This window comes from Sphingomonas xinjiangensis, assembly GCF_014199255.1.
GTDB lineage: Bacteria > Pseudomonadota > Alphaproteobacteria > Sphingomonadales > Sphingomonadaceae > Sphingomonas > Sphingomonas xinjiangensis.
In genome coordinates this window covers 163,511-181,632 of the sequence record NZ_JACIJF010000006.1, presented here as the reverse complement: position 1 = coordinate 181,632, position 18,122 = coordinate 163,511, and the positions used below count along the sequence as shown (strand labels likewise).

Below are 18,122 nucleotides of genomic sequence, written 5' to 3'. Positions count from 1 at the left end.
GGCTTGGCAAGCGTCGCTTGAACCCGCGCGCTGCCCTGCGTAACGCGAAGGCATGTCTGAGGATGCGCGTTTCGGCCTGAGCCGTACGGTGACGTTGCCGGGGCCGCTGCGGCTCGACGGCGGCGTGCTGCTGTCGCCGGTCGACATCGCCTATGAAACCTATGGCACGCTGGCGCCCGATGGCGGCAACGCGATCCTGGTGTGCCATGCGCTGACCGGCGACCATCATCTGGCGTCGAACCATCCGCGCACCGGCAAGCCGGGCTGGTGGACGCGCATGGTCGGTCCGAGCAAGCCGATCGATACCGACAAGTACCTCGTGATCTGCGCTAATGTGCTCGGCAGTTGCCTGGGCTCGTCCGGCCCCGCGACCATCAACCCGGCGACCGGAAAACCCTGGGCCATGGCGTTTCCGGTGATCACCATCCGCGACATGGTGCGCGCGCAGGCGATGCTGCTCGACCATCTCGGCATCGCGCGGCTGTTCGCGGTGGTCGGCGGATCGATGGGCGGCATGCAGGCGCTCAGCTGGGCTGCGACCTTTCCCGAGCGCGTTGCGGCGGCAGTGGTGATCGCCAGCGCAGCCCGGCATTCGGCGCAGAACATCGCCTTTCACGAAGTCGGACGGCAGGCGATCATGGCCGACCATCGCTGGCGCGGCGGCGACTATTACCATGACAGCGATCCGCCCGCCTCGGGCCTCGCGGTGGCGCGGATGGCGGCGCACATTACCTATCTCTCCGAAGCCGGGCTGACCGCCAAGTTTGGGCGCCGATTGCAGGCACGCGACGCCAAGACCTTCGGCTTCGACGCCGATTTCCAAGTCGAAAGCTACCTGCGCCATCAGGGGCTGAGCTTTGTCGACCGGTTCGACGCCAACTCCTACCTCTACATCACGCGCGCGCTCGACTATTTCGATTTGGCCGAGGAGCATGGGGGGACGCTCGCCAACGCGTTTCGCGGCGACACGCGCTTCTGCCTGGTCAGCTTCGACACCGACTGGTTGTACCCGACCAGCGAGTCGCGCACGATTGTCCACGCGCTCAACGCCGCGGGCGCCCCTGCCAGCTTTGTCGAGCTGTCCTCGCCCTTCGGCCACGACGCCTTCCTGCTGGAAAGCCCCGAACTGGACCGTGTGATCGGCGGGTTTCTCCAGAACGGGACGCCGCGATGACCCTGCGCCCCGATCTTTCGATCATCGCCGCGACCGTCCAGCCGCGCACCCGCGTGCTCGACATCGGCTGCGGCGACGGCGCGCTGATGGCGGCGCTGCGCGACCGGCATGGCTGCGACGCGCGCGGGCTCGAGCTCGACGCGCGCGACGTCGCCGCGGCCATGGGACGCGGGCTGTCGGTGGTGCAGGGCGACGCCGATATCGACTTGGCCGATTATCCCGACAACAGCTTCGATTACGCGATCCTCAGCCAGACGCTGCAAACCACGCGCCGCCCCGACTGGGTGCTCGACCAGCTGCTGCGGATCGGGCGCCGGGCCTTCGTGTCATTCCCCAACTTTGCGCATTGGCGGGTGCGCGCGTCGCTGCTGTTCGGCGGGCGCATGCCGGTCACGCGGCTGCTGCCGGTGGAATGGTACGCCACCCCCAATATCCACCACGTGACCGTGGACGATTTCCGCGCCTTCCTGAAGACGCGCGGGATCGTGGTCGAGGGCTGCTGGTTTCTGTCGGGAGACCAGCGCACCGGATCGGCGATGGCGAACCTGTTCGCCGAGCACGCGGTGTTTCTGCTGCGCCGCGCCGAGTGACGGCCCGCACCCCGCCCGCCTTGCGGCCAAGCCGCTAGCGCACGGGCCCGCCCCAGTTCACCGTCACACGCGTGGCGCCGCCATAGGGTTCGGACACGATCATCAGCTTGCGCCCCTCATGCACGCCGGTGGTGAGCTTGTTGCCCTGCACCGCCGCGTCGGTGAGCCCCGCCACCTTGGCTTGGTCGAGCGACCAGGCGAGCACGTCGCCCGGGCTGGTGTGCGTGGTATAGACGATCGAGCCGCTGACATGGCGCGGCTCGCCATCAGGCCCCGACACACAGGTGGTGACTTGCGCCTCGCGATAGATCGGCACGAACGAGGGCGTGTTGTTGCAGTCGACCGCCGCCGCCACCGCCGCCGGTGTCCCCTGCGCCGCCGCCGCGACGACGTTCTGCGCGATGGGATCATCGGTGGTTGCCACGGTGGCGTTGCCCGTGCCGTCTCCCCGGTCGCCGCACGCGCCCAGCAGCAATGCCAATCCTAGGGGCCAATAGCGCATCGTCGATCCTTCCATTTGGAAGCCCCAACGTGCGCCGGCCCCCGGGGTTGCCCGCCCGCCTTTAGAACCGCACCCGGAACCCGTCGCGGTAGATCCGTCCCAGCGTGTCGTAGAGCGCCGGATTGACGTACAGCGTTGGTCTGGGGCGACGGCGCCGGATCATGGTCCAGGACGTCGGCGACCTTGAAGAACATCGCCGCCTGCTCGCTGACATTGATCAACCCGCCGATGTCCAGGTAGAAGGCGCCCTTCGTCCGATTGCGCTCCATGGTCGGATTGTGGCGAACAACACGCCGACCTTCGCCCGCTTTTGCGACAGCAGCAGAACGGTCCCAGGATCGGGTCGGCGCTACCTGGTGCAAGACTTCTCCTACGGGTTGAAGCTGTTGGCGCCGGGCACGATCGGAGCTTATGCGACCGGCGTATCGATGGCGCTCCGCCGGGCGGCAGCGCGCCTTCCCCCAAGATCCGCGCGCTGCCGCCAGTATGCGACTGGGCAAATGTCCGCGATTTCGGGGTAAAAGGCCACCGGCGACACTGCTGCGCTGCAGCGGGCGATCGACACGCACCGCGTGCTGTATTTCCCGAAGCGCCGCTACCGGATCATCGACACGCTGAAGCTTCGCTCGGACACTGCGCTGATCGCGCTGCATCCAAGCCTCACCCACCTGTATCTGCCCGACGAGACGCCGGCCTATATGGGTCGGCAGCCCCAAGGCTGCTACTCCAGAGCGCCAAGGGCGGCAACGCCATCGTGCATGGGCTCGGCCTGTGGGCCGGGGGCGGGGTGAACCCACGCGCGACTGCGTTGCTGTGGCGCGAGCGAAGCGTCGGAATCTAGCGCCGGCATTGCAGGTCCGCGGCTGAGCGGTCCTGCATGCAAGGGCGGATCAGAACGGAACGTCGTCGTCCAGATCGTCCGAGAACCCGCCGCCATAGTTGCTGCCGCCGCCACTGCCGCCGCTGCGCTGTCCGCCGCTGTTGAAGTTGCCGCCACCCGAACCGCCGCGGCTGGGCGCACCACCGCCGATATCATCGCCGCCACCGAAATCGTCGCTCGGCCCGCTGCTGCGGCCGCCGCCGCCCTGACGGTCGCCTGGACCGTCGAGCATGTTAAGGACGCTGTTGAAGCCCTGGAGCACCACTTCGGTCGAGTAGCGGTCGTTGCCCTGCGGGTCCTGCCACTTACGTGTGGTGAGCGCGCCTTCGATATAGACCTTGGATCCCTTGCGCAGGAAGCGCTCGGCGACATTGGCGAGGCCTTCGTTGAAGACCTTCACCGTGTGCCATTCGGTCTTTTCCTTGCGCTCGCCCGAATTGCGGTCCTTCCACGACTCCGAGGTGGCGATGCGCAGTTCGACCACCTTGCCGCCGTTCTGGAAGCTGCGGCTTTCGGGATCGCGCCCGAGATTGCCGACCAGGATAACCTTGTTGACGCTGCCGGCCATTCAGAACTCCAGTAATCGATTGGGCGCCAGGCGGACCGGCGCTAGGATGCGGTATGGCCGAGATCATTAACCTGAACCGGGCGCGCAAGGCGAGGGCGAAAACGACCGCCAAAATCAACGCAGCGGCGAACCGCGCCAAGTTCGGGCAGAGCAAGACGGAGAAGCAGGCCGAGGCGGCCGAGCGGGCCAGGGCCGAGCGGGAACTGGATGGGGCGAAGCGCGACTAGCCACTATCTTGTCGACGCGGAAAGCGGTTGGCCACTAAAAGAAATCAATGACTTAGCGGATCAGCCCAACCCCAGCGCGACGGCGGTCCAATAGGTCAGTCCGGCGGAAATATACGCAATCGCAAAGAGATAGCCGAGCATGAAGGCCGGCCATTTCCAGCCATTGGTCTCTCGCCGCGTCACCGCGATCGTCGAAATGCACTGCGGCGCGAAGACGAACCACATCAGGAAAGCAAGCGCACTGGGCAGGCTCCAATGCGCCTGGAGATTGTCGCGGATCGAGGCTTCGCCTGCGGCATCGTCAGGATTGTCGATCGCATACACCGTGCCTATCGCGGCCACCGCGACTTCGCGCGCGGCCATGGCCGGGATCAGCGCCAGCGCCATGTCCCGGTTGAAGCCGATTGGTGCGACCACCGTCTCCAGCGCGTTGCCGATGCGGCCAGCGACCGAATAATCGACCGGCGAGATGTTCGAGCCCTCCGGCGGCTTGGGGAAGCTGAGCAGCGCCCAAAGCACGATAGTGGTCACCAGGATGATGGTGCCTGCGCGCTTGAGGAATATCTCGGCGCGCTGCCACAGCCCCAGACCGATGTCGCGCAGGCGCGGCAGCTGGTACTTTGGCATTTCCATCATGAAGCCCGAGGTCGCGCCCTTGGTCACGGTGCGGCGAAGCACGAGCGCGGCGACGAACGCGCCGGCGATACCCAGGATGTAGAGCGCGAACAGCACCACGCCCTGCAAGCCGACCCCCGGGCCGATCGCCCGGTCCGGAATCAGCGCGCCGATGATGATGGTATAGACCGGCAGCCGCGCCGAGCAGGTCATCATCGGGGCGATCAGGATGGTGGTGAGCCGGTCCTTTTCATCCGAAATGGTCCGCGTCGCCATGATGCCCGGCACCGCGCAGGCGAAGGACGACAGCAGCGGAATGAACGCGCGGCCCGAAAGACCGACGCCAGCCATAAGCCGGTCCATCAGAAAGGCGGCGCGGACCATATAGCCGGTCGCCTCGAGCACCAGGATGAAAGCGAACAGGATCAGGATCTGAGGCAGGAACACGATCACCGCGCCCACACCGCCGATCACGCCGTCGACCAGCATCGAGCGGAGCAATCCTTCGGGCAGCGCGTCGCCCACAGCGCCGCCGAGCCAGGCCATGCCCGCCTCGATCCAGCCGATCGGCGCTTCGGACCAGGCGAACACCGCCTGGAACATGATGAAGAGAAGGCCAAGCAGCAGGATGGGACCGGAAACGGGGTGGAGCGCGATCGCGTCGAGCCGGTGCGTCCAGCGGCGCGCCGCGGTTTCGGACACGGTGACCGCGCTGGCGATCTGCCGTGCGCGGCGCTGAAGCACGATCATGTCATGCTGGATCGCAGGGTTAGGCTGCGCCTTGCCGGCGGTGCGGGCGAGATCGGCGATACGGTCCTTGAGCGCGTCGAGGCCGCGGCGGCGGACGGCGACGGTGGGGACCACCGGCACGCCCAGTTCGCGCTCGAGCCGCTCGGGATCGAGCTTCAGCCCGTCACGCTCGGCCAGGTCGACCATGTTGAGCGCGACCACGATCGGCAGGCCGAGCGCGATCAGCTGGAGCGTGAAGCGTAGATGGTTGTCGAGATTGGACGCGTCGACCACGGTCACGATCGCGTCGGGCAGCCGCTCCCCGGCTTGCTTCCCAAACAGCACGTCGCGGGTGACCTGCTCGTCCGGGCTGGAGGGGTCGAGGCTGTAGGTGCCGGGCAAGTCGATCAGCTCGACTGGGCGGCCATCGGGCAGCACCATGCGCCCCGAATGGCGCTCCACGGTGACGCCGGGATAATTGCCGACCTTCTGCCGCGCACCGGTCAACGCATTGAACAGCGCGCTCTTGCCGGCATTGGGATTGCCGACCAGCGCCACCAGCGGTGCGGGGTTCATGACGTCAGCCGACGCTCGGCGAAACGTGGATCGCGGCGGCGACATGGCGGCGCAACGCCACGGTCATGCGCCCGATCCGGCAAGCGACCGGGCCGCCGAACAGCCCGGCGCGGTGGAGCAGTTCAATCTCCACGCCTTCGTCGAGCCCCAGCTCGCGCAGGCGGCGCGCCTCAGGTTCGGAAAGGTGAGTCCAATCGACATCAGACACGGTGCCGGGCTTCATGCGGGGAAGCTGGGCAAGGCGCACTGGCACGGGAATCGCTGCGGCCATGTTCATGCTGCGAGTGATTATCAATAAGTGCGGAAGATAGCTAGGGTTTTATGCTCTGGAAGAAGCGTGAATCGACGCATGGGCTGCTGCGTACGGACGTGGCCGCGGTGAACCCGCCCTGACGAACAAGCGTCCGCTTGCCGGTGGCTATGGTGGGGTTGGCGTTGCAAGTTCGGCGATGGCGATCGTGCCGCAACGGAGGGCGTCGACGGGCAGTCTCTTGCCCGGCAAGCGCCACGAATACGGGCACGCTGCTCCTCTCACCCTGACCAGCCCGAACGATTCGAGCCAGGTTCAGGCCGCTTCGCTGTGCTGCTCCGCGGTTCGAGGCGCGGCACTGTTGGCGTCGGCGGGGATCCCAACGATCGGCCAGTGGGGCGCGCGGTCGTCGATCGCATTCAGCAGCCGAAGAAATTCCACCTCCTGCGCGTCGTGCGCAACGCCGCCAGCGTCGAAAATGTCGTGGAACCACTTGCCTTCGAGGCCGGCCAGATTGGGGCTTTCCCAGGAGGCCCAAGGGAGATGGGTCTGCGTCTTGCCCCGCACGAGGCCCCAGCAGAACGCACCGACGCGGCGCGTTCTGGCGAGCGGCAGGATGGCCTCAAAGGTGCTGCCCGCCGGGCGCGCCATGAATTCGGTGCACAGCACGGGACGCCCAAACGCGCCGAGCCAGTCGAGACGGCGGCTGAAATCGGCCGCGTCGCCGTAGTTATGAAAGGAGATGATGTCCGACAGGCCGGTCTGGGCCTGCTGGAGTGGGGACAAGCGATCGCGCGACGACCAGTCGCCGAGCCAGATGGCGCTGGTGAGCGGTTGTGCCGGGGCCATGTCCCGAGCCCAGCCAAAGGCATCGGTCAGCAGCGGCAGCACCAGATCGGCCTTGCCCTGAAGCTCGCCGGCGTCGCAAAGCGCCACATCGGGGCCGTTGTCGGGCTCGTTCCAGATGTCCCAGGCAAGCACGCGGGCATCCGTGCGGAAATGCCCGACGATGCCGCGAACATAGGCCTCGAGCCGAGGGCGCTGGGCCGGATCGCGCAAGGCGGGCACGCCGGGCGCCTGGACCCAGCCGGAATTGTGAACTCCGGCCTTGGGCTGAGGTTGGGGGCCGAGCGCCGGCTCAGGATGCCAACAGGAATCGAACAGCACGAGCATGGTGCGAATGCCGTGCCGGTCGGCCGCTGCCAGGAACTGCTCGATCCGCGCGGTGAACCCCGGGGCATCATCGGCCCAAAGGAGGTCGTGGAGGTACACGCGGACCGCGTTCATGCCGATGGACGCAGCGAGCGCGAGTTCGGCATCGATCAGCGCAGGATCAAAGCTTTCGGCCTGCCACATTTCGAGCTGATTGATCGCGCTGGAGGGCGTGAAGTTGCACCCCATGGGCCATGGCTGACCCGACCACCAACGATTTGCCTTCTCGGCTGACCACTGCTCACGCATTGCCCGGTCCCACGCTCCACCAGCGAAAATCCAGCTTTCGCTTCCTGGCGCTAAACTATTCCATAAAGCTGAATTCAGGATGTATCCTGAAGGCCACGGACGCTTGGCCGGGCCGGGCGGCATGATCGAGCGCGGCAAGTACGCCGAGCGGCCTACACCGCCGGGTAGCGGAGCCGACCGATGAAGCGGGACAGGCTGGGGCGGTGCGTGGTGCGGCCGAGCAACTGGGCCTTGGTGCGTTCGAACTGCATGATGTTGTCGATGCGGCGCGACAGGAAGGCGCGGGTTTCGGCATGGGCTTCGCTGTCGTCCTGGAGGAAGACGGCGACCGTCGCGGCATAGATGCCGCCAAGCATCGCGCGCTTGGTGTAGTGGTTGTAATCGGCGGCGGTGTCGCCGGCGAGGCGCCACATGACGTCGGCCGAGCGCCAGCCGAGCCTTGCCGCGCGTGCGGCGTTCTGGGGCATGGCGAGGATGGCGATGGCGCGGCGCAGCGCCTCGCGGTTCGGCGCGGCGATGTCGAGCCGGGCTTCGACCAGCGCGGTGATGCGCTGACGGATCTTCATGGCAGACAGGGTCTCGGGCGGCAGGCGGCGGGCCATTTCGCGATCGATGCTGGCGAACCAGGCGTCGATCATCGCCACCGCGCCGCCGGTGAAGGCGAGGCGCGCGACGTCGCGGTCGACGCCCATGGCATCGGCAGTGGCGTCGAGCGCCGCGTGCGACCAGCCGTCGAACGCGGCGTTGGCGGCGAGCGCGGGGGCGAGCGCTTCGCGCAGCTCGTCCAGGGTTGCGTCTGCGAGATCGTGGGCCATCAGGTTGATTTAGGCTCCTGCGCGGCGGGCGCAAGCTGCTGGGGCTGGCGGGAGCCGCTCTGGCGCACCAGGACGAGCGCCACGGCGACCAGGATCGCGCCGAACGCATCGGCGGCGGCGAGTTGTTCGTCGAAGATCACCCAGCCGAGCGCCGCTGCCACGGCGGGCTGAATGAGGAGCGCGATGCCGACCACCAGCGGGCTGAGATGACCGAGCGCGTAGATCATGCAGCCCTGGCCGATCAGCTGGCTGACGATGGCGAGCGCGAGCAGCGGCCACCAATTGCCGGGCATGACCTGCTCGCCCAAAGTCAGCGAGAGGATGAGCAGCGGCGGGATCGTCGCAAGCGAGGAGAGCGCCAGGGCGGGGACCGGCGCGAGCCGCGCGCGGGCGCGGGCCATGAAGATGAAATACACCGCGTAAAGCACGCCGGCGAGCAGGCAGAACAAGTCGCCTGCCAAATGCGTCGAGGAGAGACTCGCCGAGCGGCCGAGCAGCAGGCCGCCGCCGATCGCTGCCAGAAGCAGGGCGAGGCCCTGCATCCGCGACGGCCAGGCGCGCGCGGCGATGAAGCCGTAGATCGGGAAGATCAACGTCGCCGAATTGCCGAACAGCGTGGAGTTGGCGAGCGTCGTGCGGACGATGCCGATATGCCAGCTGGCGAGATCGGCGGCAAAGGCGACGCCGGCGATGGCGAGGACGCCCCACAGCCCCTTGGATGCCGAGATCGGGCGCTGGCCCATGGCGAAGGCGGCGACGAGCAGCACCGGGGTGGCGAGCGCGAGGCGCCAGAAGCCCGCGGCGACCGGACCGACATCGGCATAGCGCACGAACAGCGGCCCGAAGGCGAGCGCGACATTGGCGATGACGGCGGCGAGCAGCGCGAGGGCGGCGTGGTTTCGGGCGGCAGGCTGCGAGTCCATGCGGGCGGCTCTAGCGTGGGATTTGGTGGGCGTCGTGGGGGTATTGGAGCTGCGTCGCCCCCTCCCCGATCAGGAGGGAGCGAAAAAGGTGCTTCAGCGCGCCTGGTCCAGCGTGTCGACGAAGCGGGTGCTGGCGGCGTGAAGCCTGGTGCGGACCTTGTCGCTCAGCAGGAAGCCGAAGACGCCCAGTGCAAGCGGCCAGAACAGGAAGGCGAAGGCGACCAGCAGGGCGATGATGATCGCGCCGCCGAAGCGCACGCCATCGAGGCGCCTGCGCGTGACATCGTTGATGCGGATCGTGCGGGGCGCTCTGGCGTCGTAGAAGGATTTGGTGACGAAGGTGTCGGCGTCCAGCCCCGCGGTGCCGGCGGCCGGAGGGCTGGGCCGCAGGCGGCGCATGCTGGGGAATAGGCTCTCGCCGCCCGACAGCGGCGGGGGCGCGTGGTGCGAGGTTGCACGCTCGCCGGTGCGCGTGTCGATGACTTCCAGCCGCCGCCCGCGCTCCACCACCTTGTAGCGGGAGGGGGGCGGCTGGATGGTCATCGGCTCAGGCGAACTTCTGCTTGAGCGCGAGCATCGCCAGCGCGGCCTTGGCGGCTTCGCCACCCTTGTCCTTTTGCGCGGAGTCGGCGCGGACCAGGGCCTGCTCCTCATTCTCGACGGTCAGGATCCCGTTGCCGACCGCGAGCCCATCGAGCGCGAGGGCCATGATGCCGCGCGCGCTTTCGCCTGCGACGATCTCGAAATGATAGGTTTCGCCGCGGATCACGATGCCGAGCGCGACGAAGGCGTCATATTGGCCGGTGTCTGCGGCGAGCGAGATGGCGCCGGGGATTTCGAGCGCGCCGGGGACGGTGATCACTTCATAGTCGTGCCCGGCCTCTTGCAGCGCAGTGCGCGCGCCGTCGAGCAGCAAGTCGTTCAAGTGCGCGTAGAAGCGGGCTTCGACGATCAGGACGCGGGCCATCAGTGTTCCCTATCGATTGCACGCTCGCCGACGATCGACAGGCCATAGCCGTCGAGCCCGACAAGGGTGTGGTGGGTATTGGTGAGCAGGACCATGTCGCGCACGCCCAGTTCGATGAGGATGGTGGCGCCGACACCATAGTCGCGCAGCTCCTCCATGTCCTTGGGTTCCAGCGTGCCGGCCTTGGCATCGAGCGCGACCGAGAACTGATCGGGGCGCGGGCGATTGATGACGACGACGACCCCTGCCCCTTCGCGGCCGATGATCTCCATCGAGCGGCGCAGCAGCCCTCCACGGTCGCCGCCTTCGCCGAAAATGTCGGAGAAGGGGGAAAGCGCGTGCATGCGGACCAGGGTAGGCTGGCTGGGATCGATGCGGCCCTTGACCAAAGCGACCTGTTCGGAGCTCGTCGCCTTGTTCCAGAAGGTCATGGCGGTCCAGTCGCCGCCCCAGTCGCTGCTGAACGCGGCTTCGGAGCGCTTCTCGACCAGATGGTCGTGATGGCGGCGATAGGCGATCAAGTCGCGGATCGTGCCGATCTTCAAGTTGTGGAATTGGGCAAAGGAGACGAGGTCGTCGAGCCGCGCCATCGTCCCGTCGTCCTTCATGATCTCACAGATCACGCCGGCCGGATTGAGTCCGGCGAGACGCGCGACGTCGACCGCGGCCTCGGTATGGCCGGCGCGGACCAGCACGCCGCCATCGCGCGCGACCAGCGGGAAGACGTGCCCCGGCGTGACGATATCGGCCTTGTCCTTGGTCGAATCGATCGCGACCGAGATGGTGCGAGCGCGATCGGCAGCGGAGATGCCGGTGGTCACGCCTTGGCGCGCCTCGATCGAAACGGTGAAGGCCGTTTCGTGGCGGGTGCCGTTGGCGCGGCTCATCAGCTCGAGCCCGAGCTGGTCGACGCGGGACTTGGTCATCGCCAGGCAGATCAGCCCGCGGCCGAACTTGGCCATGAAGTTGATCGCGTCGGGCGTCGCCATCTGCGCGGGGATGACAAGGTCGCCTTCATTCTCGCGGTCCTCGTCATCGACCAGGATGAACATGCGGCCGTTACGCGCCTCGTCGATCAGCTCTTCGGGGCTGGAGAGGAAGCCGTGCTTCAAGGTGGCGAGTTCAGGCTTTTGCACGCAGTGCCTCCATGCGCTGGAGGTAGCGGGCGAGCACGTCGATCTCGAGATTGACGGCCTGGCCCTGTTTGAGGTCGGCGAAAGTGGTGACTTCGGCGGTATGGGGGATGATGTTGAGCATTAAGTGAACGCCGTCGGCGGTGTCGGCAACGTCGTTGACGGTCAGCGACACGCCATCGACGGTGATCGATCCCTTGGCTGCCACGTAGGGCGCCAGATCCTTGCCGGCTTCGATGGTCACGCGGTGCGATCCACCCTCCTCACGGACGTCGACCACCGTGCCAATGCCGTCGACATGACCCGTGACGATGTGGCCACCCAGTTCGTCGCCGAGCTTGAGCGCGCGCTCAAGGTTGAGGCGGCGGCCCTGCGTCCACTGATCGGCGGCAGTGCGCGAGATCGTCTCGTTCGAGACGTCGAAGGCGAGCTCGCCTGGGCCCTTGTCGACCACCGTCAGGCAGACGCCCGAGCAGGAGACCGAGGCGCCAAGGTCGATCCCGTCGGTGTCGTAAGAGGTGGAGACGCGGACGCGCAGGTCGCCCTGCTGGTGCGCTTGGGTGATGGTACCGATGTCGGTGACGATGCCAGTAAACATTTCAGCTGTTCGCGTAGACTTCGAGACGGTCGCTGCCAAGCTGCCGTGCATCGAGGAGGGACCAGCGGCCATGTGCCGAAGCGAGATCGGGCAGGCCGATATCGCCGAGCGCAGGCTTGCCGGTGCCGAGAAGGATGGGCGCGCGGTAGAGCAGGAGGCGGTCCACCAGCCCGGCGCGGAGGAAGGCGGCGGCGGCCTCTGCGCCGCCTTCGACGAGGAGGTGGTCGACGCCCTCAAGGCCGGCAATGTCGGAGGGACTGCGCAGGTCGCCGGTCGAGGACAGCACCAACCGCCGCGGCGCGCGGTGTTCAAGGCCTGCAAGCCGCACGTCGAGCCTGGGGCGGTCGATCTCCCACGTGCCCCGCCCCACCAGGATCGCCTCATGGCGAGCGCGTTCGAGGTGCGCGTGCGCGCGCGCTTGCGGGCCGGTGATCCAGCGGCTTTCGCCCGAGGGAAGCGCGATGCGGCCGTCGAGCGAAGTTGCGAGCTTGAGGGTGACGTGGGGGCGGCCCTTGGCCTGGCGGGTGAGGAAGCCGGCCATCGCCAGCCGCGCCTCTGCCTCCAGCACGCCGGTGGTCACATCGATGCCGGCGGCGCGGAGGCGGTCGGCGCCCGCCCCATCAGTGCGCGGGTCGGGATCGCGTAGCGCGATCACGACGCGGGCGACGCCGGCTTCGATCAGCAGGTTCGAGCAGGTCGGGCCGCGATGCGAGCGGTGCGCGCAGGGTTCAAGCGTGGTGTAGCAAGTGGCGCCGCGTGCCCGCGCGCCCGCTTCCGCCAGCGCCATCGCTTCGCCATGCGGGCGGCCGCCCGGCTGGGTCCAGCCGCGCCCGACCACGGCGCCGTCATTAACGAGGACGCAGCCGACATTGGGGTTGGGTGCGGTACGCCCGCGGGAGCGGTGCGACAGCATCAGCGCGGCCGCCATCCAGCGGCCGTCGCTCAGATGCCCCATTTTTCCAGGCGATCGTCCAGCCGCTTGAACTCCTCCTGGCGCTTCCGGCGCTTCTTTTCGAGCTCGGCCTGCTGGGCGTGCTTCTTGGCCTGGTCGATCTTCTGCTGCGCGCGGATCTGTTCGTCGCTGCGGTCCGCCGGCCAGGACTCCACATAGATGATGTTGCGCTTGTACGGGACCGGGATGTTGGAGTCCTTCACGAACGCCCAGATCACCACCAGGGTGAGCACCATGGCAAGCATCAGGAACCAGATTTCGTACGCCGGCCGCGTCGCAAGGTAGCGGCGCAAATCGCGGATCGCGCGCAAGGGCGAGAAGAAGCGGAGAAAGGTCATGCTGCCGCTTAGATAAGGGGACCGGGGCCGGCCCGCAAACCCTCCCGCAGCCGCACGGGAAGAACGATGCGTTTTCACACTCTCGTCAGTGCCGGCCCTGGCCGAAATCCCGCTTCTTAAGCCGGTGCAAGGCAGCGTCACCCCGGCTCGAGGCCGGGGTGACGATTGGGGGTAGGTGTCGATAGGGAGGGCGCCCTCCCCCACCCCTTACGGCTAGAGATTCTCGATCAGAAAGCGGGCGGTGATCTGTTTCCAGCTTTCCTGGGGCACGTCGCCGCGCGTCGCGGGCTTGAAGCGCCATTTGGCGAGCGCCTGACGCCTTGTGGCTTCAAAGAAGGCGGGACTGGTGGCGCTGAGCTGCTGCACTTCCTTTACACGGCCATCGACGCCGATCCGTACGCGGACCACGACCACCCCGTCGCGCTGCGCGCGCAGTTCGTTCGAGGGATATTCGGGCTGGAAGTCGCGGGCGTAGCGCGGATCCTGGGTGGCGCCGACCAGTGGAAGCACCACTGGCTTCGGCGTTTCCACGGCACCGGTGGTGGTGGGGCCAGGCTGCGCGACCGGACCGGGCGGCGGCAAGTCCAGGGGCAAGCGATCGGTGCCGTCGAGCACCGGCGCCTGCGGGACGGGGATCGGGGCGGGGGGAATGTACGGCGCGGGTGCTTGCGCGATGTCGCGCTGCTCGACCTTGGGCTGAGGCTTGGGCGGTTCGGGTGGCGGCACCGGCGGGAGCGGGATGTTCTCGGTCTGGAGGATCGTTTCGGGCGCGCCGGGCAGCACGTGCGGGGCGGAGAACATCAGCCCGGCGATGATGACGCCGTTGATGAGGAACGCCGCACCGAAGCTGACGGTGCGGGACTTGGGAGGCGTGTAGCGGTCGGCTTGCATGCGTTGCACTCCTTCTCCTGGTACCGGACTCGGGCCGGCTTAGGTGATGGTACAACGTTTCATTCACGTGGCAAGCGGAGACGTGACGCGCCATTTCCTCCCGGCACGGGGAAGGGGACCATGCGGACCATGCGGACCATGCGGACCATGGTGGCGGGGGCTTTCCACTAAGGAAAGCCTGTGAAGAGGACCTCCTCCATCGCGCCGCTTTGCGACGCCGTCCCCCGGCACGGAGGGAATTTAGGCTTGGAGCCGTTCCACAGCGCGTTCCTTGCCGATCAGCGGCAAGAGCGCCCCCATGTCGGGGCCGTGTTCGCGGCCGGTGAGTGCCAGGCGGAGCGGCAGGAACAGCGCTTTGCCCTTGCGGCCGGTTTCTTCCTTGAGCGCGCCGGTGAGGGCGCGCCACGGATCCGTGCTCCAATCGAGCGACTCGGCGTGTTCGGCGGCGCGGGTGAGGAAGGCGCGGTCATCGTCCGATGGTGCGGGGGCGTCGACCGGGCCTTGTACGACCCGCCACCAGTCGGCGGCCTGGCCGACGGTCTCTAGATTGGGGCGGATGGCGCTCCACGCCGCGGCATCCACCCCCTCTGGCACGCGGCCGGCAACCGCCGCGAAGGGCAGCTGGTGGACGATGCGGGCGTTGAGCTGGGCGAGCTCGGCTTCATCGAAGCGCGCCGGCGCGCGGCCGAAGCGGGCAAAGTCGAAGCCGGCGATCAGCGGCGACAGATCGGCGAAGGGTTCGACCGGATCGCTGGTACCCAAGCGCCCGAGCAGTGACGCGATCGCCTGCGGCTCGATGCCGAGTTCCCGAAAATGGGCGATGCCGAGCGAACCGAGGCGCTTGGACAGCTTGCCTTCGCTGCCGGTCAGCAAGGCTTCATGCGCGAAGGCTGGCGGCGTGCTGCCAAGCGCCTGAAACATCTGGAGCTGGCTGGCGGTGTTGGAGACATGGTCCTCGCCGCGCACGACATGGGTGACGGCCATGTCAATATCGTCGATCACCGAAGGCAGGAGATAGAGCCAGGACCCGTCGGCGCGGCGGATAACGGGATCGCTCATCGTCGCGGGATCGAAGCGCTGGGGGCCGCGGACAAGGTCGTCCCATATGATCGGCGCGTCGTGATCGAGGCGGAAGCGCCAATGCGGCGTGCGCCCCTCCCCTTCCAGCCTGGCGCGGTCTTCGTCGCTCAGCGCCAGCGCGGCGCGGTCATAGACCGGCGGCAGGCCACGCCCGAGCCGGATCTTGCGTTTGAGATCGAGTTCCTGCGCGGTTTCATAGGCGGGATAGACGCGTCCGGCGGCGGCGAGTTCAGCGAAGCGCGCTTCGTAGTGGTCGAAGCGCGCCGACTGGCGTTCCTCGGCATCCGGCTGAAGCCCCATCCAGGCGAGATCGGCGCGGATCGCCTCAACAAAGCTTTCCTGCGAGCGCTCCTTGTCGGTGTCGTCGATGCGCAGCAGGAAGGTACCGCCATGACGCCGGGCGAACAGCCAATTGTGGAGCGCCGTGCGCAGATTGCCGACATGGAGCGTGCCGGTCGGGCTGGGAGCGAAGCGGGTGGTCACCGTCATGGCGCGCGGCTTAGGACGCGGCGCCGCGCCGGGCAACGGTGTGGATTGCCCGGGCATCACTGTGCCGTTCCCGCCACACCTGCCACCCGGTGTGCAGCGATGTGACAGAAGCGTGGCGATGCCCCTTTGCGCAGAGCCGCTGTGCGCCCTAAGGGAACGCGCAACAGCAGCGGACGGGACCTCGCGCACATGAAACTGATGGCCGGCAATTCGAACATGCCGCTCGCCACGGCGATCGCCGACTATCTGGAGATCCCGCTGACCAAGGCGAATGTGCGCCGCTTCGCCGATGACGAGATCTTCGTCGAAATCCTGGAGAATGTCCGCGGCGAGGACGTGTTCGTGCTCCAGTCGACCAGCTATCCGGCCAACGACAATCTGATGGAACTGCTGATCATGATCGACGCGCTGAAGCGCGCGTCGGCCAAGCGGATCACCGCGGTGCTCCCTTATTTCGGCTATGCCCGCCAGGACCGCAAGCCGGGCCCGCGCACGCCGATCTCGGCCAAGCTGGTCGCCAATCTGATCACCAAGGCGGGTGCCGACCGCGTGCTTTCGGTCGACCTGCATGCCGGGCAGATCCAGGGTTTCTTTGACATCCCGACCGACAATCTGTTCGGCGCGCCGGTGATGAGCGCCGACATCCAGACGCGCTTTCCAGGCAAGCAGTGGATGGTAGTGTCGCCCGACGTGGGCGGCGTGGTGCGCGCGCGGGCGCTGGCCAAGCGGCTCGACAATGCGCCGCTGGCGATCGTCGACAAGCGCCGCGAGCGTCCGGGCGAATCCGAAGTCATGAACATCATCGGCCATGTCGAGGGGCGCTTTTGCATCCTGATCGACGACATCGTCGATTCGGCTGGGACGCTGTGCAACGCGGCTGCCGCGCTGAAGGCGGCGGGCGCCGAGGGCGTCGTGGCCTATTGCACGCACGGCGTGCTGTCGGGCGGCGCGGTGGCGCGCGTCGACGGATCGGCGCTGCACGAGCTGGTGATCACCGATTCGATCGGCAATCACGCGGTAATCGCCGAGAGCGAGAAGATTCGCCACCTGACCATCGCGCCGCTGCTGGCCGAGGCGGTGCGCCGCATCGCCGACGAGGCGTCGGTTTCCAGCCTGTTCGACTGAGCCTTTGGGCGGTGCCGGCCCGCTCCTCTCCCGTCGCCCATAGCATATTCTGGATGGGTCGCCGGAGGGGGAGCGGGCCGGCCCCGTGATTCACGGAAGCGCTTCCCAGAGAAGCCCTGCACCGACTGCGATCATCAGCATGTAGATCGCGGTGAAGAAGCGCTCCGCCGGCACGCGGCGGACGAGCCAGACGCCGGCCACCGTCGAGACGAGCGCGAGCGGGAGCAGCGCAGCGGAGGTGAGCAGGTTGGCCGCAGTGAACTGGCCGAGCGCGAAATAGGCCGGCACCTTGATCCAGTTGATCAGCGCGAAGAACACCGCGGTCGTGCCGACCAGCAGTTCGCGCGGCAGGTTGCGTGGCAGCACCCAGAGTTGGAACGGCGGCTGGCCGGCATGGGCGATCTGGCTGGTGAAGCCCGAAGCGACGCCGAACAGCGAGCCCACCCATTCGGGCCAGCGCGCGGCACTGCGGGGCGTCGCGTGGCGCGCCGCCCAGAGGCGGTAAGCGCCGAACAGCATCGAGATCGCGCCGACCGCGGCCATCACCATGGCGGGCGAAACGCTGGCGGCAAAGGCATAGCCCAGCCAAATGCCGAGCACCGCGCCGGGCACCATCCAGCCAAGCAAGCGCCACTCGACGGTGCGGCGGAACGCCCAGACGCCGACCACGTCCTGCGCGATCAGCAGCGGCAGGGTGATCGCGGCGGCGCGCACCGGATCGACGGCGAAGGTGAGCAATGGCAGCGACAGCGCGCCCATGCCGGCAAACCCGCCCTTGGCAAGACCAAGCAGGATGACGGCGGGGATGGCGAGCGCGTAAAAGTGCCAGTCGGTAATCATGGGCTGCGCGCTAGCGGCTTTGCGGGCCGCGGCAAAACTTCTTACGCTGCCGCCTATGGAACAGGGGCGCACCGGGGAGACCGCCGTGATCTTCATCGCCGAGCGGACGGCGGAGGACGATGCCGGCTATGCCGCGGCAGCCGCGGCGATGGACGCGCTGGCGGCGGCGCAGCCCGGCTATCGCGGGATCGACTCGGTGCGCGGGGGCGATCAGGTCGGAATCACCGTCAGCTATTGGGCGGACGAGGCAAGCGCGGTTGCGTGGCGCAAGCATCCCGAACACGCGGCGATCCGCGAGGCCGGGCGGGAGCGGTGGTATCGCTGGTACCGGCTGCACGTGGCGCAGGTGGGGCGGAGTTATGGGTGGGAGCGGCCCTGAGGCCGCAGCCGGTTACCCGG

Annotated in this window: 22 protein-coding genes and 1 pseudogene; 7 read left to right on the top strand and 16 right to left on the bottom strand. The window is 67.5% G+C overall.

Annotated features, from left to right (window positions below; genetic code table 11):
* Positions 1-52: 52 nt before the first annotated feature.
* Entirely contained in the window at positions 53-1,174 is a 1,122-nt protein-coding gene (gene metX / locus FHT02_RS12050; RefSeq protein WP_184087857.1) for a homoserine O-acetyltransferase MetX, read from the top strand.
* Positions 1,120-1,764: pseudogene (metW, locus tag FHT02_RS12045) on the top strand (methionine biosynthesis protein MetW); the annotation flags it as partial. The gene metX and the pseudogene metW, both read left to right, overlap by 55 nt.
* Before the next feature lie 34 nt (positions 1,765-1,798).
* On the opposite strand, the gene FHT02_RS12040 reads toward metW, so the two are convergent.
* Positions 1,799-2,266 carry a hypothetical protein gene (locus tag FHT02_RS12040; protein ID WP_184087853.1) on the bottom strand — a complete coding sequence of 156 codons (468 nt, stop codon included), beginning with the start codon at positions 2,264-2,266 and terminating at the stop codon, positions 1,799-1,801.
* 161 nt (positions 2,267-2,427) lie between these two features.
* Between FHT02_RS12040 and FHT02_RS12035 the strand changes: the two genes are divergently transcribed.
* Entirely contained in the window at positions 2,428-2,787 is a 360-nt protein-coding gene (locus FHT02_RS12035; RefSeq protein ID WP_184087851.1) for a hypothetical protein, read from the top strand.
* A gap of 51 nt (positions 2,788-2,838) precedes the next feature.
* A complete protein-coding gene (locus FHT02_RS12030; protein ID WP_184087849.1) occupies positions 2,839-3,057 on the top strand; it encodes a hypothetical protein in 219 nt (72 codons plus the stop codon).
* Between the two features lie 99 nt (positions 3,058-3,156).
* Here FHT02_RS12030 and ssb read toward each other — a convergent pair whose 3' ends face one another.
* Positions 3,157-3,714 carry a single-stranded DNA-binding protein gene (gene ssb / locus FHT02_RS12025; RefSeq protein WP_184087846.1) on the bottom strand — a complete coding sequence of 186 codons (558 nt, stop codon included), beginning with the start codon at positions 3,712-3,714 and terminating at the stop codon, positions 3,157-3,159.
* A 53-nt stretch (positions 3,715-3,767) separates the two neighbouring features.
* Between ssb and FHT02_RS12020 the strand changes: the two genes are divergently transcribed.
* Complete coding sequence (locus tag FHT02_RS12020; protein ID WP_184087844.1) at positions 3,768-3,941, top strand: DUF4169 family protein; 174 nt, start codon at positions 3,768-3,770, stop codon at positions 3,939-3,941.
* 60 nt (positions 3,942-4,001) lie between these two features.
* On the opposite strand, the gene feoB is transcribed toward FHT02_RS12020, so the two are convergent.
* The 13 genes from feoB to gltX form a co-directional block, all read right to left on the bottom strand.
* Positions 4,002-5,861: a ferrous iron transporter B gene (gene feoB, locus FHT02_RS12015; protein ID WP_184087983.1), complete on the bottom strand. Its 1,860-nt coding sequence runs from the start codon at positions 5,859-5,861 to the stop codon at positions 4,002-4,004.
* A 4-nt stretch (positions 5,862-5,865) separates the two neighbouring features.
* The gene (locus FHT02_RS12010; RefSeq protein ID WP_184087842.1) at positions 5,866-6,138 is read right to left on the bottom strand and encodes a FeoA family protein; all 273 of its coding nucleotides are present in this window, start codon (positions 6,136-6,138) and stop codon (positions 5,866-5,868) included.
* 288 nt (positions 6,139-6,426) lie between these two features.
* A complete protein-coding gene (locus tag FHT02_RS12005; protein ID WP_246352366.1) occupies positions 6,427-7,512 on the bottom strand; it encodes a glycoside hydrolase 5 family protein in 1,086 nt (361 codons plus the stop codon).
* 212 nt (positions 7,513-7,724) lie between these two features.
* Positions 7,725-8,387 carry a COQ9 family protein gene (locus tag FHT02_RS12000; protein ID WP_184087838.1) on the bottom strand — a complete coding sequence of 221 codons (663 nt, stop codon included), beginning with the start codon at positions 8,385-8,387 and terminating at the stop codon, positions 7,725-7,727.
* Positions 8,387-9,310 (bottom strand): DMT family transporter, encoded by a 924-nt coding sequence (locus FHT02_RS11995; protein WP_184087835.1) that lies wholly within the window; start codon positions 9,308-9,310, stop codon positions 8,387-8,389. Before FHT02_RS11995 ends, FHT02_RS12000 begins: the two co-directional genes overlap by 1 nt.
* A 93-nt stretch (positions 9,311-9,403) precedes the next feature.
* A complete protein-coding gene (locus tag FHT02_RS11990; RefSeq protein WP_184087833.1) occupies positions 9,404-9,853 on the bottom strand; it encodes a hypothetical protein in 450 nt (149 codons plus the stop codon).
* A 4-nt stretch (positions 9,854-9,857) separates the two neighbouring features.
* Positions 9,858-10,277, bottom strand: coding sequence for a 6,7-dimethyl-8-ribityllumazine synthase (gene ribH, locus FHT02_RS11985; RefSeq protein WP_184087831.1), 420 nt, complete (start codon positions 10,275-10,277; stop codon positions 9,858-9,860).
* The gene (gene ribB / locus FHT02_RS11980; protein WP_184087829.1) at positions 10,277-11,413 is read right to left on the bottom strand and encodes a 3,4-dihydroxy-2-butanone-4-phosphate synthase; all 1,137 of its coding nucleotides are present in this window, start codon (positions 11,411-11,413) and stop codon (positions 10,277-10,279) included. The genes ribH and ribB overlap by 1 nt, the downstream gene beginning before the upstream one ends.
* Positions 11,400-12,008, bottom strand: coding sequence for a riboflavin synthase (locus FHT02_RS11975; protein WP_184087826.1), 609 nt, complete (start codon positions 12,006-12,008; stop codon positions 11,400-11,402). Before FHT02_RS11975 ends, ribB begins: the two co-directional genes overlap by 14 nt.
* A gap of 1 nt (position 12,009) precedes the next feature.
* A complete protein-coding gene (ribD, locus tag FHT02_RS11970) occupies positions 12,010-12,936 on the bottom strand; it encodes a bifunctional diaminohydroxyphosphoribosylaminopyrimidine deaminase/5-amino-6-(5-phosphoribosylamino)uracil reductase RibD (protein ID WP_184087981.1) in 927 nt (308 codons plus the stop codon).
* A gap of 14 nt (positions 12,937-12,950) precedes the next feature.
* On the bottom strand, positions 12,951-13,298 hold the full coding sequence (locus FHT02_RS11965) for a hypothetical protein (protein WP_184087824.1): 348 nt from the start codon (positions 13,296-13,298) through the stop codon (positions 12,951-12,953).
* Positions 13,299-13,511: 213 nt separating this feature from the next.
* On the bottom strand, positions 13,512-14,189 hold the full coding sequence (locus FHT02_RS11960) for a TonB family protein (protein ID WP_184087822.1): 678 nt from the start codon (positions 14,187-14,189) through the stop codon (positions 13,512-13,514).
* A gap of 240 nt (positions 14,190-14,429) precedes the next feature.
* Positions 14,430-15,758, bottom strand: a complete 1,329-nt coding sequence (gene gltX, locus FHT02_RS11955) for a glutamate--tRNA ligase (RefSeq protein WP_184087821.1) — start codon at positions 15,756-15,758, stop codon at positions 14,430-14,432.
* 189 nt (positions 15,759-15,947) lie between these two features.
* Here gltX and FHT02_RS11950 point away from each other — a divergent pair, with 189 nt between their 5' ends.
* The gene (locus FHT02_RS11950) at positions 15,948-16,883 is read left to right on the top strand and encodes a ribose-phosphate pyrophosphokinase (protein WP_184087819.1); all 936 of its coding nucleotides are present in this window, start codon (positions 15,948-15,950) and stop codon (positions 16,881-16,883) included.
* Positions 16,884-16,973: 90 nt separating this feature from the next.
* Here FHT02_RS11950 and FHT02_RS11945 read toward each other — a convergent pair whose 3' ends face one another.
* Complete coding sequence (locus FHT02_RS11945) at positions 16,974-17,723, bottom strand: sulfite exporter TauE/SafE family protein (RefSeq protein WP_184087817.1); 750 nt, start codon at positions 17,721-17,723, stop codon at positions 16,974-16,976.
* 55 nt (positions 17,724-17,778) lie between these two features.
* On the opposite strand from FHT02_RS11945, the gene FHT02_RS11940 reads away from it, so the two are divergent.
* Entirely contained in the window at positions 17,779-18,102 is a 324-nt protein-coding gene (locus tag FHT02_RS11940) for an antibiotic biosynthesis monooxygenase family protein (protein WP_184087815.1), read from the top strand.
* Positions 18,103-18,122 lie beyond the last annotated feature (20 nt).